Source organism: Streptomyces griseoloalbus, assembly GCA_014650015.1.
GTDB classification, from domain to species: Bacteria; Actinomycetota; Actinomycetes; order Streptomycetales; family Streptomycetaceae; genus Streptomyces; species Streptomyces griseoloalbus.
On sequence record BMUD01000003.1, the window covers coordinates 57,090 to 74,338 of the forward strand.

16 protein-coding genes and 1 riboswitch are annotated in these 17,249 nt (G+C 72.1%); of the genes, 4 read left to right on the forward strand and 12 right to left on the reverse strand.

Going from position 1 to position 17,249, the window contains the following annotated elements:
- Positions 1-139 precede the first annotated feature (139 nt).
- The 9 genes from IE178_RS05480 to IE178_RS05520 all read right to left on the reverse strand — a co-directional run bounded on the left by IE178_RS05480 (position 140) and on the right by IE178_RS05520 (position 7,583).
- A complete protein-coding gene (locus tag IE178_RS05480; protein ID WP_193511506.1) occupies positions 140-1,213 on the reverse strand; it encodes a hemolysin family protein in 1,074 nt (357 codons plus the stop codon).
- A complete protein-coding gene (locus IE178_RS05485; protein WP_184765695.1) occupies positions 1,210-2,541 on the reverse strand; it encodes a hemolysin family protein in 1,332 nt (443 codons plus the stop codon). Before IE178_RS05485 ends, IE178_RS05480 begins: the two co-directional genes overlap by 4 nt.
- Before the next feature lie 233 nt (positions 2,542-2,774).
- Positions 2,775-3,245 (reverse strand): PH domain-containing protein, encoded by a 471-nt coding sequence (locus IE178_RS05490; RefSeq protein ID WP_184765694.1) that lies wholly within the window; start codon positions 3,243-3,245, stop codon positions 2,775-2,777.
- 20 nt (positions 3,246-3,265) lie between these two features.
- Positions 3,266-4,129: an ATP phosphoribosyltransferase gene (hisG, locus tag IE178_RS05495; protein ID WP_184765693.1), complete on the reverse strand. Its 864-nt coding sequence runs from the start codon at positions 4,127-4,129 to the stop codon at positions 3,266-3,268.
- Positions 4,130-4,177: 48 nt separating this feature from the next.
- Positions 4,178-4,450 carry a phosphoribosyl-ATP diphosphatase gene (locus IE178_RS05500; protein ID WP_004990764.1) on the reverse strand — a complete coding sequence of 91 codons (273 nt, stop codon included), beginning with the start codon at positions 4,448-4,450 and terminating at the stop codon, positions 4,178-4,180.
- Between the two features lie 34 nt (positions 4,451-4,484).
- Positions 4,485-4,970 carry a 6,7-dimethyl-8-ribityllumazine synthase gene (ribH, locus tag IE178_RS05505; RefSeq protein WP_184765692.1) on the reverse strand — a complete coding sequence of 162 codons (486 nt, stop codon included), beginning with the start codon at positions 4,968-4,970 and terminating at the stop codon, positions 4,485-4,487.
- 20 nt (positions 4,971-4,990) lie between these two features.
- On the reverse strand, positions 4,991-6,334 hold the full coding sequence (locus IE178_RS05510) for a bifunctional 3,4-dihydroxy-2-butanone-4-phosphate synthase/GTP cyclohydrolase II (RefSeq protein ID WP_229875833.1): 1,344 nt from the start codon (positions 6,332-6,334) through the stop codon (positions 4,991-4,993).
- Positions 6,331-6,972, reverse strand: a complete 642-nt coding sequence (locus IE178_RS05515) for a nicotinamide mononucleotide transporter family protein (protein WP_193511507.1) — start codon at positions 6,970-6,972, stop codon at positions 6,331-6,333. The genes IE178_RS05510 and IE178_RS05515 overlap by 4 nt, the downstream gene beginning before the upstream one ends.
- Positions 6,969-7,583 (reverse strand): riboflavin synthase, encoded by a 615-nt coding sequence (locus IE178_RS05520; RefSeq protein WP_184765690.1) that lies wholly within the window; start codon positions 7,581-7,583, stop codon positions 6,969-6,971. Before IE178_RS05520 ends, IE178_RS05515 begins: the two co-directional genes overlap by 4 nt.
- Before the next feature lie 145 nt (positions 7,584-7,728).
- A riboswitch (FMN riboswitch) is annotated at positions 7,729-7,859 on the reverse strand.
- A gap of 219 nt (positions 7,860-8,078) precedes the next feature.
- Here IE178_RS05520 and IE178_RS05525 point away from each other — a divergent pair.
- Complete coding sequence (locus IE178_RS05525) at positions 8,079-10,409, forward strand: chitinase C-terminal domain-containing protein (protein ID WP_193511508.1); 2,331 nt, start codon at positions 8,079-8,081, stop codon at positions 10,407-10,409.
- A 247-nt stretch (positions 10,410-10,656) separates the two neighbouring features.
- Positions 10,657-11,412: an SDR family oxidoreductase gene (locus IE178_RS05530; RefSeq protein ID WP_193511509.1), complete on the forward strand. Its 756-nt coding sequence runs from the start codon at positions 10,657-10,659 to the stop codon at positions 11,410-11,412.
- On the opposite strand, the gene IE178_RS05535 is transcribed toward IE178_RS05530, so the two are convergent.
- Complete coding sequence (locus tag IE178_RS05535; protein ID WP_193511510.1) at positions 11,413-12,603, reverse strand: ROK family transcriptional regulator; 1,191 nt, start codon at positions 12,601-12,603, stop codon at positions 11,413-11,415.
- 187 nt (positions 12,604-12,790) lie between these two features.
- Here IE178_RS05535 and IE178_RS05540 point away from each other — a divergent pair, with 187 nt between their 5' ends.
- Positions 12,791-13,996, forward strand: a complete 1,206-nt coding sequence (locus IE178_RS05540) for an MFS transporter (protein ID WP_193511511.1) — start codon at positions 12,791-12,793, stop codon at positions 13,994-13,996.
- On the opposite strand, the gene IE178_RS05545 is transcribed toward IE178_RS05540, so the two are convergent.
- Positions 13,956-14,414 carry an acyl-CoA thioesterase gene (locus IE178_RS05545; protein WP_193511512.1) on the reverse strand — a complete coding sequence of 153 codons (459 nt, stop codon included), beginning with the start codon at positions 14,412-14,414 and terminating at the stop codon, positions 13,956-13,958. The genes IE178_RS05540 and IE178_RS05545 overlap by 41 nt on opposite strands.
- 176 nt (positions 14,415-14,590) lie before the next feature.
- On the opposite strand from IE178_RS05545, the gene IE178_RS05550 reads away from it, so the two are divergent.
- Complete coding sequence (locus IE178_RS05550; RefSeq protein WP_184765684.1) at positions 14,591-15,994, forward strand: uracil-xanthine permease family protein; 1,404 nt, start codon at positions 14,591-14,593, stop codon at positions 15,992-15,994.
- Here IE178_RS05550 and IE178_RS05555 read toward each other — a convergent pair.
- Positions 15,976-17,118, reverse strand: a complete 1,143-nt coding sequence (locus IE178_RS05555; protein WP_193511653.1) for a glycoside hydrolase family 6 protein — start codon at positions 17,116-17,118, stop codon at positions 15,976-15,978. The two genes, IE178_RS05550 and IE178_RS05555, sit on opposite strands and share 19 nt — an antisense overlap.
- Positions 17,119-17,249 lie beyond the last annotated feature (131 nt).

Consider the following 17,249-nt stretch of genomic DNA (forward strand, 5'->3'; position numbering starts at 1 on the left):
TGCCCGCGCCTGCGGGGCGCCTCCCCCGCTCTCGGCTCCGCTCGAGCGGGGGGGGACACACTCCCCTCGCCCCCCGTGGCGTCCAGGGGGGCACCTCCCACGCCGTTCAGGCACGGGGCCGAGGCACCACTGCCCGCAGCTACGCAGGCACCTCCTCCGGTGTTCCGCTCGTCCTCTGGGCCGTTACCGCCACCTCACGGTGGGCCGGGTCGCGGACTTCGCCGACCAGGAGTTCCAGTACGTCCTCCAGGGCGACCAGGCCCAGGACCTTGCCGGACGCGTCGGCCACCTGGGCGAGGTGCGTCGCGGCGCGTCGCATCACCGTGAGGGCGTCGTCCAGCGGGAGTTCGGGCCGCAGCGTCGTCATGGGGCGCCAGAGGTGCTGCGGGACGGCGCGGTCGGAGTCCTCCAGCTCCAGTACGTCCTTCACGTGCAGGTAGCCCATGAAGGCGCCGCCGTCCGCGGCCACCGGGAAGCGGGAGTACCCGGTGCGGGCGGTGAGTCCCACGATCTCCCCCGGGGTGACCGCGGGCGTGACCGTCACCAGCGACCCGCTGTCCAGCAGGACGTCCGTCACCGGGCGGGACCCCAGCTCCAGGGCGTCCTCGAGACGCTCGGCCTCCTCGGGGTCGAGGAGGCCCGCCTGGCCGGCGTCCTCCACCAGCCGGTTCAGCTGCTCGCTGGTGAACACGGCCTCGATCTCGTCCTTCGGCTCGACGCGGAAGAGCCGCAGGATGGCCTGGGCGCAGGCGCCGAGCGCGATCGTGACCGGCTTGCACAGCCGGGCGAACCACACCAGCCCGGGGCTCAGCCACAGCGCGGCCTTCTCGGGTGCCGCCATCGCCAGGTTCTTCGGGACCATCTCGCCGATGACGAGGTGGAAGAAGACCACGGCGGCGAGCGCGATGACGTAGCCGAGCGGATGGATCATGCCGTGCGGCAGGTGCATCCACTCGAACACGGGCTCCAGCAGATGGGCGACCGTCGGTTCCGCGACGGCGCCCAGGGTCAGGGAGCAGACGGTGATGCCGAACTGGGCCGCCGCCATCATCTGCGGCAGGTGCTCCAGGCCGTACAGGACCTGGCGGGCGCGGGCGGTGCCGAGCGGTTCGATCTGGCTGCGGCGGACCGACACGAGCGCGAACTCGGCGCCGACGAAGAATCCGTTGGCGAGCACGAGCAGCGCGGCGAAGAGGAGTTGCAGCACGCTCATCCGGCCGCCTCCACGAGAGGCAGCGGGGCCGTTCGTACCAGGCGGACCCGTTCGGCCCGGTAGTGGCCGACGCGGCGCACCGACAGGCGCCAGCCCGGCAGCTCCGCGCGGTCGCCGACGGCCGGGATCCGGCCGAGCAGATCGGCGACCAGGCCGGCCACCGTCTCGTACGGGCCCTCGGGCACCTCCAGGCCTATGCGCTGCAGGATGTCGACGCGGACGCCGCCGTCGACGTCCCAGGCCGGGTTGCCGTCCTCCGGCGGGGCGACGGCGAGTTCGGGGACGTCCTGTCCGTCGTGCTCGTCGCGCACCTCGCCGACGATCTCCTCGACGATGTCCTCCAGTGTGACGACCCCGGCCGTGCCGCCGTACTCGTCGACGACGACCGCGATGGGCTGTTCGCTGCGCAGGCGGGTGAGCAGCGGTCGTACGGGCAGGGTCTCGGGGACCAGCAGCGCCGGGCGGGCGATGCGGCCCACGGGGGTGCGCAGGCGCTCGCGTGCGGGGACCGCGAGGGCGTCCTTGAGGTGCACCATGCCGACGATCTCGTCGATCCGCTCCCGGTAGACGGGGAAGCGGGACAGACCGGTCGCCCGGGTCAGGTTGACCACGTCCTCGGCGGTCGCCGAGGACTGCAGGGCGCTGACCTTCACGCGCGGGGTCATGACGTGCTGCGCGGTCAGTTCGGCCAGGGACAGGGTGCGCACGAAGAGATCCGCCGTGTCCTGTTCCAGGGCGCCGGCCTGGGCGGAGTGCCGGGCCAGGGAGACGAGTTCAGCGGGGGTGCGGGCGGAGGCCAGCTCCTCGGCGGGCTCGAAGCCCAGGGCGCGCACCAGACGGTTGGCCACGGCGTTCAGCCCGGCGATGACCGGGCGGAACAGGCGGGCGAACGCGTGCTGGGGGCCGGCGACGAACCGCGCGACCTGCAGAGGGCGGGAGACCGCCCAGTTCTTGGGCACGAGCTCGCCGATCACCATCTGCACGGCGGAGGCCAGCAGCATGCCGACGGCGACGGCGACACCGGGGACGGCGCCCGCCGGGATGCCGATGCCGGTGAAGGGGCCGTGCAGCAGTTCGGCGAGCGCGGGCTCGGCCAGCATGCCGACGACGAGGGAGGTGATGGTGATGCCGAGCTGCGTGCCGGAGAGCTGGAACGACAGTTCCCTCAGCGACTCGACGACCCGGCGGGCCCGCCGGTCGCCGTCGGCGGCGGCCTGTTCGGCGTCCGGACGCTCGACGGTGACCAGGCCGAACTCGGCGGCCACGAAGAATCCGTTGGCGAGAATCAGCAGGAAAGCGGCTGCGAGAAGCAGCACAGGGGTGGTCATGATGCCGCCGCCTCCGCATGCGCGCGAACCGTGTGGAACGGGTCCGCGCTATGTCGGCAGGGGGCGGCGCACGTACTGCAGGACGATCCGTCCATCGCCTAAGAGGGTCACTCCTCGGGTAGCAGGAGCCCCTGTGCACCGGGCGGGGCGGCAGGGGCAAAGGCGCTGTCGGCGCGCCTCCGCCCACCAGATTAATCAAGACATGGGCGACTGCGGCAGGTACCTGCCGGGAGTCAGCCCCGGGGTGTCTCGGGGCCCGCGGTGGAACGCGCCTCGGCGAGCGCCCGCAGGGCGCGCGCGTCGGCGACGGCGCGCTGCCTGGCGATGCCCGGCTGGATGCCGAGTGCGGGCAGGCTGGTGCCGTCGCTGAGGTCGAGGAAGACCCAGGGATCACCGGGGCGGAGGTTCACCTGAAGGATCTCCGCCCACTCCAGACGGCGCCTGCTCACGATGTTGACGACGGTGACACCCGTCTCGTCGGCGACGACCTTCGGCCGGGCCAGCAGGAACAGCACACCGGCCAGCAGCGCGGCGGTGAACACGAAGCTGATCCGCTCCCCCGGGCCGAGCTGCTCCAGCAGGAGCGCGATCAGGGTGATGACCAGGAACAGCGCGGTGCCGGCCGTGAGCAGCACGGTGCGGGTGCGGCCCGGGCGGAAGGTGACGGGCAGGGCGGGCAGCTGGTCCGGGGTGACATCCGACATGGCGTTGCTCCGGGGCCCGGTCAGAGGCGGCAGGCGTGGATGGCCGTGGTGAGGATGGCGCGGGCGCCGATGTCGTACAGGTCGTCCATGATCCGCTGGGCCTCCTTGGACGGGACCATCGCGCGGACGGCGACCCAGCCCTCGTTGTGCAGCGGGGACACGGTCGGGGACTCCAGGCCCGGGGTCAGCGCGACGGCCTTCTCCAGCTGCTCGACCCGGCAGTCGTAGTCCATCATCACGTACGTCCGGGCGACCAGGACGCCCTGGAGACGGCGCAGGAACTGCTGCACCTTGGGCTCGACGGTCTCGTCGGCCTCGTCGGCGCCTCCGGTGCGGCGGACGACGACCGCCTCGGACGTCATGATCGGCTCGCCGATGACCTCCAGGCCCGCGTTGCGCAGGGAGGTGCCGGTCTCGACGACGTCGGCGATGACGTCGGCGACGCCCAGTTCGATGGCGGTCTCGACGGCGCCGTCGAGGTGGACGACGGAGGCGTCGATGCCGTGGTCGGCGAGGTGCCCCGCGACGATGCCCTCGTAGGAGGTGGCGACCGTCAAGCCACTGAGGTCGGTGACGCCGTTCGCCGTGCCGGGCCTGGTGGCGTAGCGGAAGGTGGAGCGGGCGAAGCCGAGCGGCAGGATCTCCTCGGCCTTGGCACCGGAGTCGACCAGCAGGTCGCGGCCGGTGATGCCGATGTCGAGGCGGCCGGAGGAGACGTAGATCGCGATGTCGCGGGGGCGGAGGTAGAAGAACTCGACCTCGTTCTCCGGGTCGACGATCCGCAGTTCCTTGGATTCGCGGCGCTGCTGGTAGCCGGCCTCATGCAGCATCTCCGCCGCAGGGCCGGACAGTGAACCCTTGTTGGGGACGGCGATGCGCAGCATGAGGTCGGCTTCCTTTGTGTGAGGGGGTCTGTGTCGCGAACGTCGGTTCTACAGGTGGGCGTAGACGTCGTCGAGGGAGATGCCGCGGGCGACCATCATCACCTGGACGTGGTACAGCAGCTGCGAGATCTCCTCGGCGGCCGCCTCCTTGCCCTCGTACTCGGCGGCCATCCAGACCTCGGCGGCCTCCTCGACGACCTTCTTGCCGATGGCATGGACGCCCTTGTCCACCAGCTCGGCGGTGCGGGAGGTGGCGGGGTCACCGTGGGCGGCCTTGTGCTGGAGCTCGGTGAAGAGCTCCTCGAACGTCTTCTTGGACATGGTGGTCCTTACCCTACGCGGTGACGGGGACTGCTCACCGCCAGGGTTCGGATACGGAACGCAGCGTGGCCGCGGTCGCCACCGCGGCGGTGACGGCCTCGTGGCCCTTGTCCTCGTTGGAGCCGGGCAGTCCGGCGCGGTCGAGGGCCTGCTCCTCCGTGTCGCAGGTGAGCAGGCCGAAGCCGATGGGCACACCGGTGTCGACCGAGACCTGGGTGAGGCCCTGGGTGACGCCCTGGCACACGTAGTCGAAGTGGGGTGTGCCGCCGCGGATGACGACGCCGAGGGCGACGACCGCGTCGTAGCCGCGGTCGGCCAGGACCTTGGCGACGACCGGGAGCTCCCAGCTGCCGGGGACCCTGAGCAGGGTCGGCTCGTCGATGCCGAGGTCGTGCAGGGCGCGCAGGGCGCCGTCCACCAGTCCGTCCATCACCTTCTCGTGCCACTGTGCCGCGATGACGGCGACCCGCAGGTCCCCCACGTCGCGTACGGACAGTTCCGGTGCACCCTTGCCGCTCACGTCTCTCCTTGGTGGTTCTCTTACTGGTTGCCGCAGGCGGGCACGGTCGGCGTGTCCAGCCAGGGCAGGTCGTGGCCCATCCGGTCCCGCTTGGTGCGCAGGTAGCGGAGGTTGTGCTCGCTCGTGGTGACGGGCATCGGCTCGCGGCCGGTGACCTCGATGCCGTGGCGGGCGAGCGCGTCGGACTTGTCGGGGTTGTTGGTCATCAGGCGGACGCCGCGGACGCCGAGGTCGGCGAGGATCTGCGCGCCGGCGCCGTAGTCGCGGGCGTCGGCGGGCAGGCCGAGTTCGAGGTTGGCGTCGAGGGTGTCCCGGCCGCGCTCCTGGAGTTCGTAGGCGCGCAGCTTGGACACCAGGCCGATGCCGCGGCCTTCGTGTCCGCGCAGGTAGACCACCACGCCGCGGCCCTCGGCCTGTATGCGGTCCAGGGAGGCGTCCAGCTGGGGGCCGCAGTCGCAGCGCCGGGAGCCGAAGACGTCGCCGGTGAGGCATTCGGAGTGGACGCGGACGAGGACGTCCTCGCCGTCGCCGATCTCGCCGTGGACGAGGGCGACGTGCTCGACGCCGTCGACGGTGGAGCGGTAGCCGTACGCCGTGAAGGTGCCGTGGGCGGTGGGCAGATGGACCTCGGCCTCGCGGCGGACGGTGGGTTCGGCGGAGCGGCGGTAGGCGATCAGGTCCTCGATGGAGATGATCGTCAGACCGTGCTTGCGGGCGAACGGGATCAGTTCGGGCAGGCGCAGCATGCGGCCGTCCTCGCCGGCGATCTCGACGATGGCGCCGGCCGGGCGCAGCCCCGCGAGGCGGGCCAGGTCGACGGCGGCCTCGGTGTGGCCGTTGCGCACGAGCACGCCGCCGGAGCGGGCGCGCAGCGGGAAGACGTGGCCGGGGCGGACGAAGTCGGCGGGTTCGGCGGTGCCGGCCGCCAGCAGCCGGAGCGTGGTGGCGCGGTCGGCGGCGGAGATACCGGTGCTCACTCGGTGGGCGGCGGAGGCGTCGACGGAGATGGTGAACGCGGTCTTCATCGACTCGTTGTTGTCGTCGACCATCTGCGGCAGCCGCAGCCGGTCCAGTTCCTCGCCCTCCATGGGGGCGCAGATCAGGCCGCGGCACTCGCTCATCATGAAGGCGACGATCTCCTCGGTCGCCTTCTCGGCGGCGATGACGAGGTCGCCCTCGTTCTCGCGGTTCTCGTCGTCGACGACCACGACCGGACGGCCGGCCGCGATGTCGGCGACGGCCCTCTCGACCGGGTCGAGCGTGAGGTCGGCGAAGTCCTCGGTGCCGTACAGGGTGGGTGGGATCACAGGGGCGGGGCGAAGTGCCTCGTTCGGGGTGGTGACGGGAGACGGGTGGGCGCTCATGCCGGCGCTCCTTCCAGGGCGGGCCGCGCGTCGCGTGAGCGCAGCCACCAGTCGCGCAGTCCCCACAGGACCAGCGCGCCGTAGAGGACGTAGACGAATCCGGAGAAGGCGAAGCCGTTGGCGAAGTTCAGCGGGACGCCGACGAGGTCGACGAGCAGCCAGGCGAACCAGAACTCGACCATGCCGCGGGCCTGGGCGTACATGGCGACGATCGTGCCGACGAAGATGTAGGCGTCCGGCCAGGGGTCCCAGGACAGGGACGGGTACAGGGTGAACAGCCCGCCCACGGCCAGGGTGCCCACGAGCGCGGCGCCCACCAGCAGGACGCGTTCGCGGTTGGTGGCGAACCGTACGGCGATGGAGCCGTCCTGGGCCTGCTGCCGGCCGCGGTTCCACTGCCGGAAGCCGTACGCGGCGACGAGCATGACGACGATCTGCTTGCCGGCGCTGCCGGAGAGGTGGGCGGTGGCGAAGGCCGCGAAGAGGATCAGGCCGGAGACGAACTGGGCGGGCCAGGTCCAGATGGAGCGGCGCCAGCCGAGGGCGAGGGCGACGAGCCCGACGACGTTGCCGATCATGTCCGACCACTTGATGTGCTGGTCGAAGAGGGTGAACGCCTCGGAGTTGAGCCAGTTCACCGGGCCGCCCCCTCACCGATGGCGCGGTCCCCGAGCATCCGCTCGACGTACTTGGCGATGACGTCCACCTCGAGGTTGACCGGGTCGCCGGGCTGCTTGGTGCCGAGCGTGGTCAGGGCGAGGGTGGTGGGGATGAGGCTGACGGTGAAGTAGTCGGGTCCGGCGTCGACGACGGTGAGGCTGATGCCGTCGACGGTGATGGAGCCCTTCTCCACGACGTAGCGGGAGAGGTCCGCGGGGAGGGAGATCTTCACGATCTCCCAGTTCTCGGACGGCGTGCGCTCGATGATCTCGCCGGTGCCGTCGACGTGTCCCTGCACGATGTGGCCGCCGAGGCGCCCGCCCACGGCCATGGGGCGTTCGAGGTTGACGCGCGATCCGACGGTGAGGACGCCGAGGCTGGAGCGGTTCAGGGTCTCGGCCATCACGTCGGCGGTGAACTCGTCGCCCTCGTGCTCGACGACGGTGAGGCAGACACCGTTGACGGCGATGGAGTCTCCGTGCCGGGCGCCCTGGGTGACGACGGGGCCGCGCAGCCTGAAGCGACAGGCGTCGTCGAGGTTTTCGACGGCGGTGATCTCGCCCAGCTCTTCGACGATTCCGGTGAACACTTCCCGGGTCCTCCTGCCTCTTCGGGCACGGACTCCGGGGCTGTCGATGACGACAGAAAGTACGGGCGAGGACACCGGGAGCGACGCCGGACAGGGCTCACCACGACGGCGAACCGGTACGGCGGCGCGCATGGATGCCCGCCCGCCGCGCACTGCCTCCCATCCGGACTTTAACCGTCGGTCCAGGAATTTCACCTGGTCAACCGGCCGCTGGAGGCGACCGGGTCGCGGACTGTAACCGCCGGTTCGGACTTTCACCGACCCCGGAGTGCGCTGCTACTGGTACAGGGCCAGTTTGCCACGACCGGCCGTCGTCCATGCGGGCGAGGGATGTGGAGTGGATCACAGGCGGTGACCCGGGGACTGCCGAGCGTCGCGCGAAGGGCAACTCCCCTCGTGTCGACGCTCCTTGACGAGCCGAATTGGTCCATACCTATTGACGCGATGGTCTAGTCCTCTTAGGGTCTGCGCAACTTCCGTGGAGAGGAATCCACTGTGCCGTCCCCCACACGCACCGGTGCGAGACCCGCGCTGCTCGCCTCCGCCGCCGCCGTCGCGGGCCTGCTGCTCGCGGCCCTGCCCGCCTCCGTCTCGCACGCCGCCGACCAGGAGTCCTGCCGTCCCGACGGCCTGTACCGGACCCCGGGGGTCGACGTCCCGTACTGCTCGGTCTACGACTCGGCCGGGCGGGAGAAGATGGGCTCCGACCACCAGCGGCGGGTGATCGGCTACTTCACCGGCTGGCGCACCGGCAAGGACGGAAAGCCCGCCTACCTCGCCTCCGACATCCCGTGGGACAGGATCACCCACATCAACTACGCGTTCGCGCACGTCGACAAGGGCAACAAGATCTCCGTCGGCCCGGACGGCGCCACGAACCCGGCGACGGGGATGACCTGGCCGGACGTGGCCGGCGCGGGGATGGATCCGCAGCTGCCCTACCAGGGCCACTTCAATCTGCTGAACAAGTTCAAGAAGCAGCATCCGGACGTCAAGACGCTCATCTCGGTGGGCGGTTGGGCCGAGACCGGCGGCTACTTCGACGACGCGGGCAACCGGGTGGACTCCGGCGGCTTCTACTCCATGGCCACCAACGCCGACGGCTCGGTCAACCAGGCGGGCATCGACACCTTCGCCGAGTCGGCGGTCGACTTCATCAGGACGTACGGCTTCAACGGCGTCGACATCGACTACGAGTACCCCACGACGATGAAGGACGCGGGCAACCCGCTCGACCGGTCCGTCGCCAACGCTCGCCGGGCCGGCCTGGTCAAGGGCTACGCCGCGCTGATGAAGACGCTGCGCGAGAAGCTCGACCGCGCGGGGGCGGCGGACGGCAGGCACTACCTGCTGACGGTGGCGGCTCCCTCGTCCGGCTACCTGCTGCGCGGCATGGAGACCTTCCAGGTCCAGAAGTACCTGGACTACGTCAACATCATGTCGTACGACCTGCACGGCGCCTGGAACGAGTACGTCGGCCCGAACGCCTCCCTCTTCGACGACGGCAAGGACGCGGAGCTGGCCGCCGCGGGCGTCTACACGACCTCGCAGTACGGCGGGATCGGCTACCTCAACACCGACTGGGCGTACCACTACTTCCGCGGTTCGATGCCGGCCGGCCGCATCAACATCGGACTGCCGTACTACACGCGGGGCTTCAAGAACGTCACCGGCGGCACCGACGGGCTGTGGGGCAGGGCACCCTCCACGAACTGCCCGGCGGGCTCCGGACTGACCAAGTGCGGCGACGGCGCGACGGGGATCGACAACCTCTGGCACGACCTGGACACCGCCGGGAAGGAGTCGCCCGCGGGTTCCAACCCGATGTGGCACGCCAAGAACCTGGAGAAGGGCGTCGTCGGGGACTACGTGAGCGACTACGGCTTCCCGGCCGACACGAAGCTGACCGGGACCTACGCCCGCAAGTACGACTCCACGCTGGTCGCGCCCTGGCTGTGGAACGCCGAGAAGAAGGTGTTCCTGTCCACCGAGGACGAGCAGTCCGTGCGGGCGAAGGCCGACTACGTCGTGGACCGCGGCATCGGCGGCACGATGGTGTGGGAACTGGCCGGCGACTACGGCTGGAACGCGGCCGAGGGGCAGTATGAGCCGGGCTCGACGCTGACGACCACGATGTACGAGGCGTTCAAGTCGGCCCCGCCCTACGGCGCGACGCGCGCGACGACCGACATGCCGTCCGAGGCCCTGGACGTCGGCGTCGACTTCGGGCAGTTCCCGCTCGGCGACTCCAACTACCCGATCGGCCCCAAGCTGAGGATCACCAACAACACGTCGACGGCCCTGCCGGGAGGCACGGAATTCCGGTTCGACTACGGGACGTCCGCTCCCGGCAACGCCAAGGACCAGTCCGGCTGGGGCACCACGGTGATCCGCTCCGACCACACCGGCGGCAACGTGGGCGGCCTGAAGGGCGACTACCACCGGGTGTCGCTGAAGCTGCCGGCCTGGCAGTCGCTCGCCCCCGGCGCGTCGGTGGAGCTGGACTTCGTGTACCACCTGCCGGTGTCCACGCCGTCGAACTGGACGGCGACCTTCGGCGGGAGGACGTACGCCCTGGCCGGGGACCTGGCACGCGGGACGACCGTGGTGGGGCCGGGGCCCGGCACCCCGACGGACCCGCCGACGACGCCGCCCGGTGAGCCGGGCGACTGCGCGGAGCCGGCCTGGAGCGCCTCGACCGCGTACGGCGGGGGCAGCGTCGTGTCCCACGCGGGACACGTCTGGAAGGCGCAGTGGTGGACGCGGGGCGAGGAGCCCGGCACCACCGGCGAATGGGGGGTCTGGCGGGACCAGGGAGCCTGCTGACCCCCGTACAGGACCGGCCCGGCGGCGGTGACGACGGCCCTTGCCCGCCGCCGGGCCTCACCACGCGCGGGTGCGCCCGGCACCGAACCCGGAGAAGCTGGACTCCGTACGACGCCGGCCGGCGCGGGCGCACGGGTGCGCGGGTGCCGGTCGCGGGGCCGATGTCACATCGACGGCGTCCGATCGGTCCTGGCCGGCGTAGGGCACTCCGGCGGGGAGTGCCCGGTGTCCGAAGGGGCTGAACAGCATGACCACGATCCTGGTGACCGGTGGTACCGGAACGCTCGGCCGGCACGTCACCGGGCGGCTGCGGGCGGACGGGCACGAGGTGCGGGTCCTCAGCCGGCACGCACAGCCGTACGCCGTCGATCTGCGCGAGGGCGGGAGCGGGCTGGACGAGGCCGTCGCGGGGACGGACACGATCGTGCACTGCGCGACGTCACAGCGCGGTGGCGACGAGAAGGCCGCGCGCAACCTGATCGCGGCGGCGCGGCGGGCCGGGGTGGGGCACTTCGTGTACATCTCGATCGTCGGCGTCGACCGGGTGCCGTTCGGCTACTACAAGTCCAAGCTGGCGGTGGAGCGGATGGTCGAGGAGTCGGGGCTCGGCTGGACGGTGCTGCGCACCACCCAGTTCCACGATCTGCTGCTCATGGTCCTGCGGGGGATGGCCAAGCTGCCGGTGCTCCTGCTGCCGGCCCGGGTGAAGGACCAGCCGATCGAGGTCACGGAGGTCGCGGAACGCCTGGCCGAGCTGGCCCAGGGTGCTCCGGCGGGCCGCGTCGACGACATGGGCGGCCCGGAGGTGCGGACGTTCGACTCCCTGGCCCGCGCCTATCTGAAGGCCACGGGCCGCCGCCGCGCGGTGGCGAGGATCCCCCTGCGCGGCGCGGCCTACCAGGCGTTCCGCGACGGCGGTCACCTCACGCCGGAGCGAGCGGTCGGCACGGGCACGTTCGACGAGTTCCTGGCGGCCCGGTTCGGGAACGCGCCGCGTCGGTGATCAGTGTTCCGGGGCTCCGAAGAGCTCGTCCTGGGCCTGGTCCCGGGCGGTCAGCAGCGCGCCGCGCAGGACCGCGCCGCCCCCCAGGGTGCTGGGGCGGACCTCGGCGGGCAGCGGCGAGAGGGCGGTCAGGCGGTCCTGGACCCGGGCGGCGAGTGCCTCGCCGCCGGCCTGGCCGACCTCCCCGCCCAGCACCACGCATCCGGGGTCCAGCAGCGCGACCACCGATGCGACGCCCACCGCGATCCGGTCGGCCAGGGTGTCGAGGAAGCGTGCGGGCGCGGACGCCGGTCCGGCCGCCGCGACCGCCGTCCGCACCGCCCCCGCCGCGACCGGATCGACCCCGGGCTCCGCGGTGACGCCGTGCTCCGCCGCGAGCCCGGCGACCGCCGCCGCCCCCACCAGGGAGTGGAAGCCACCCTCGCAGTCGGTGGCCGACGGCAGGCCGCTGGTGCCCGGGACGGGGAGGAAGCCGATCTCCCCCGTGCCGCCCGAGGCGCCCCTGCGCAGGGTGCCGTCGAGGATCACGGCCGCGCCGGTGCCGTGTCCCAGCCACAGCAGGACGAAGGTGTCCCGGTCCCGGGCCGCCCCGTCGCGCTGCTCGGCGAGCGCGGCGAGGTTGGTCTCGTTCTCCACGCTGACGCGTGCCTCGGGCAGCCGTTCCTGGAGGGCGGCGACCAGGCGGCGGTGCCACTCGGGCAGGCCCGTGGAGTCGCGCAGTTCGCCGGTCGCGGGGTCGATCAGCCCCGGCGCGCCGATCCCGACGGTGTGCAGCCGGTCGGCGCCCGCCTCCTTCACGGTCCGTTCGACCAGCGCCACCGCCTGTTCCACCGCCTGGCCCGTCCCGGCGTCCCCGGTGATGGGCACGGCGGCCTCCGCCAGTACCTCGCCGACGAGGTCCGACACGACCACGGTGACGCCCTCGGTGCGGACGTCCAGCGCGGCCAGGTGCGCCCGGCCCGCGACGATCCCGTACAGCTTGGCGTTGGGCCCGCGCCGCTGCTCTCCCGTCTCTCCGACCACCTCGATGAGACCGGCCGCGGTGAGTCGCTCGACGAGGTCGGCGACGGTCGGCCGGGACAGACCGGTCAGCTGCTTCAACTGCCCTGCGGCCAGCGGGCCTTCGCGCTGGAGCAGGCGCAGGGCGAGCCGGTCGTTGATGGCTCTGGCGGTGCTCGGGGATGCGGCCATGCCGGGATCCTTCCAGATCGGCGGGACCGGTCCGCACGAGGACCGGCAGTGCGGGACGTGCGCGGTACGAGCGTCGGAAGGGCGCGGGACGAACGCCGGGGGTGCCCGGGCCCCTTATCTTTCAGGCAGGGTTCCTGATAGTTTACGGCGGCGCGTACGGGAACGGACCACCGGGAGGGGCGGGGCGATGAGTGCAGTGGTGTACGGACAGCGCGAGGTGAGGCGGGCGCGGTATGCCGTGGCCGCCGTGTTCGCCGTGCACGGCGCCGTCACCGGTTCGTTCGCCACCCGCGTCCCGTGGATCCAGGACCACGCCGGGGTGAGCGCCGGGCAGCTGGGCCTCGCGCTCGCCTTCCCCGCGCTGGGCGCGTCCGTCGCGATGCCGCTGGCGGGGGGCATCAGCCACCGCTTCGGCGCCCGCACCGCGCTGCGCGGGCTGATCGCGCTGTGGACGCTCGCGCTCGTCCTGCCGTCGATCGCCCCGAACCTGCTCACCCTCTGCCTGGCCCTGTTCGTCTACGGCGCCACGGCGGGCATGTCCGACGTGGCGATGAACGCGCTGGGCGTGGAGGTGGAGAACCGCCTCGACAAGTCGATCATGTCCGGGCTGCACGGCATGTGGAGCGCCGGCGCGCTGGTCGGCTCGGCGGCCGGCACGCTCGCCGCCCACCTCGGCTCGGACGCCCGGCTGCACCACGCGCTCGCGGCCGCCGTCCTGACGGTGGTGGGCGTCACCGTCTGCACCTGGGTGCTCGATCTGCAGCCCGCCGAGGACGAGGATCCGCCGCCGCGGTTCGCGCTGCCGCCCCGTTCCGCGCTGGTCATCGGCGCGATCGGGTTCTGCGCGGTGTTCGCGGAGGGCGCGAGCCTGGACTGGTCGGCGGTCTACCTGCGCGACCAGCTGGAGACGTCGGCCGGTCTCGCGGCGGCCTGCACGACCGGTTTCACGCTCACCATGGCGATCGCCCGGATCGCCGGGGACCGCGTGGTGGACCGCTACGGCGCCGTGCGCACGGTCCGCACGAGCGGTGTCGTCGCGGTCCTCGGCGGACTGCTGATCGTCGTCGCGGATCACCCGGCGATGGCGATGGGCGGCTTCGCGCTGATGGGGCTCGGCATCGCGGTGGTCGTGCCGCTGTGCTTCGCCGCCGCCGGGCGCAGTGGCTCCAATCCGAGCCTGGCCATCGCGGGCGTCGCGACCATCACGTACACCTCGGGGCTGATCGCACCGAGCGCGATCGGCCTGCTGGCCCAGGCGACCAGCCTGATGGTGTCGTTCATCCTCGTGACGCTGCTGTCGTGCGGCATCGCCGGCTTGGCGGGCGTGCTGCGCGCGGGGGACCGTACGAAGATCAACCGGCCGGACGCAGCAGTTGCCGAGCCGCGGCCCTGAACGCCTCGCTCCAGGGCGCCGGGCGCAGCGTCCCGGCGTCCAGCCGCACCAGTACCCGGCTGCCCCGCGCGTAGGTCACGGCCCCGTCCGCCGAGCAGAAGCGGAAGCCGTAGGTGAGCCCGGTGGTGCCCAGCCGGTCCAGCCAGAGGTGCACGGCGTAGGTGCCCGGCCGGGTCACCGGCGCCTCGTAGCCGATCCGCAGTTCCCTCACCGCGTTGCAGGCGTCGCCGGCCGCGGCCCAGTCGCCCTCGAAACGGACGCCCCTGTCCTGCCACAGCTCCGTCCACGCACGCTCGACCAGCAGCGGGTAGCGGGCGTTGTGCAGCAGGCCCAGCGCGTCGAGGTCGTCGAAGTGGACGGTCACGGGGATCAGCCGGCCGTACGACAGTGCGGGGGCGGGCGGGGCTTCGGCGGTCACGGTGCGGGACTCCTGGGACGTACGGGTTGAGTGCCGCCTACATCGAACAGCGGCGCGCCCTCATCCTAAGCAGACGCTCAGCCGCGCCGGACGCACCCGGCCAGGTGTACGAAGCATCCCTGTTCAGCCCCCACAATGGTCCGGACACGCTGCACATACGACGAAAGCGACAGCCCATGGATCTCGGCGTCCGCTGGACACTGCACGGCGACGGACGCACCCCCGCCCCCGGCGCGGTGGTCCGCCCCGACGAGCGGCTCTCCTGGCCGCGCACCGCGGGCCTCGGTGCCCAGCACGTCGTGGCGATGTTCGGGGCGTCCTTCGTCGCCCCGGTGCTCATGGGTCTGGACCCCAACCTCGCGATCATGATGTCGGGCGTCGCGACCGTCGTCTTCCTGCTGGCCACCCGCGGCCGGGTGCCCAGCTACCTGGGCTGCTCGCTCTCCTTCGTCGGCGTCGCCGCGGTCATCCGGGCCCAGGGCGGCTCCAGCGCCACCGTCACCGGCGCGGTGTTCGTGGTCGGGGCCGCGCTGTTCCTCGTGGGTCTCGCGGTGCGGCGCTTCGGGGCGCGGATCATCCACGCCACGATGCCGCCGATCGTGACCGGCGCGGTGGTGATGCTGATCGGCTTCAACCTGGCGCCGGTGACCGCCGCCACCTACTGGCCGCAGGACCAGTGGACGGCCCTGTTCGTCATGCTGTTCACCGGTCTGGCCGTGGTCTGTCTGCGCGGCTTCTGGTCCCGCATCGCGATCTTCCTCGGGCTGGTCTTCGGGTACGCCCTGTCCTGGGCGCTCGACCGGATCTTCGGCATGATCCACTCGGCGGACGCGAGCGGCAAGGTCACCGACCACTGGCGCCTCGACCTGTCGGGCGTGGGCCGGGCCGACTGGATCGGCCTGCCGACCCTGCACGGCCCGTCCTTCGAGTGGTCGGCGATCCTGGTCGCCCTGCCGGTCGTCATCGCACTGGTCGCCGAGAACGCGGGGCATGTCAAGGCGGTCGGCGAGATGACCGGCGACAACCTCGACGACAAGCTCGGCACGGCCATCTCCGCCGACGGCGTCGGCTCGATGCTGTCCACCGCGGTCGGCGGCCCGCCCAACACCACGTACTCCGAGAACATCGGTGTGATGGCCGCGACCCGCGTGTACTCCACGGCCGCGTACTGGGCCGCCGCGGGCTTCGCCCTGCTGTTCGGTCTGTGTCCGAAGTTCGGCGCGGTCGTGGCGGCCATCCCGGGCGGTGTCCTGGGCGGGATCACCGTCATCCTGTACGGCATGATCGGCCTGCTCGGTGCCCAGATCTGGATCAACGCCAAGGTGGACCTGCGCAATCCGCTGAACCTGGTGCCGGCCGCCGCGGGCATCATCATCGGCGTCGGCAACGTCACGCTGGAGTTCACCGACACCTTCTCCCTCAGCGGTATCGCGCTCGGCACGCTGGTCGTCATCACCGGCTACCACGCGCTGCGGGCCTTCGCGCCCGCCCACCTCAAGACGCAGGAGCCCCTGCTCGACGAGGGCATGTCCTCCTACGACGCGGGCGACCGCGATGACGCTCAGCGCGCCAAGTCGTAGGCGTACGACGGGGTGAAGGTGCCCGGCGTGCCCTTGCAGCCGTCCGACTCCCCGGGCAGCTTCACCCACAGGTAGCCGTCGATCCCGGCCTCCCCGGTGCTGAGCGTCGGGGCCCGGCCCACCTTGCGGCCGGCCGGGTCGCACCACTCCCCGTCGGCCGGGGCGCCGGCGCCGTTGCGGCTGGTGTCGATCACCGCGCCGAGACCCGGCGGGCCGCCGAGGGCGTCGAGCACGGCCCGGTCGTAGGCGATCTCGTCGGCCGTGCCGTGGAAGTTGGAGACGTTGCTGAAGATGCCGTCGGAGGAGGCGGCCGAAGCGGCCCCGGCCTGCCGGAGCCAGCCGGCCTGTTTCGCGGGCGCGTGCCAGCCGGAGTGCCCGGCGTCGAAGTAGACCCGCGCCCGGGGATTCGCCTCCTTCAGCACTCGCCCGGCGCGGGCCAGCGAGGCGAACCGGTCGGCGCGCTGCCCGGCCGAGAGGCATGCGGACTGGGCGATCGAGTCGGGCTCCAGGATCACGATGACCTCGCCGGTGCCCAGCCCGGCGGCGAACCGGTCGATCCAGGCGTCGTAGGCGCTTAGATCGGGCGCCCCGCCCTGGGAGTGCCCGCCGCAGTCCCGGTCGGGTATCGCGTACGGCACGAGGACCGGCGTCCGGCCCTGCGCGGCACCGCCGGACGCCACCGCACGCACCCGGGACGTGATGGAGTCCGGGGAGTGGTCCGCGAACCACACGGCCGCCGGCTGGTCGGCGATCCGGGACTCTATGACCGCCCGGCGCGGGTCGTCGGGGTTGGCCCGCAGCCAGTTGAGGACCTGGGAGTCGGGGTGGCGGTAGAGACGGGTGGACACCGGGGTGGTCCGCCGCTTCTTCTCGGTCCGGGACGCGGACGGCTCGGGGCTCGCCTTCTCCTTCTCCTTCTGTTTCTCCTCCTCGCCCGGACCGGCCTCGCGAGAAGGGGACTTCGTCGCCGACGGCGAGGGCGACGGCACGGCGGGAAGCGGTTCCAGGCGCGGCGACGCGGTCACCCCGGGGCGGGCCCGGTCCGAGCCGCCTCCGTCACCGACCGCCGACATCATCCCGGTGGCGGCGCCGACCGCGACCACCACGGAGGCCGCCGCGACCATCGCGTGGCGCCGGGCGGCGCGTCTGCGCTCCGCCCTTCGCGCGGCCAGCCGCTGGGCACGCGAGCCTGACACCGTGTTGCTCCCCCTCCCCCACGGCGGGCGCGTTCCCCCGTTCCGGGGAAGCGTCGGGC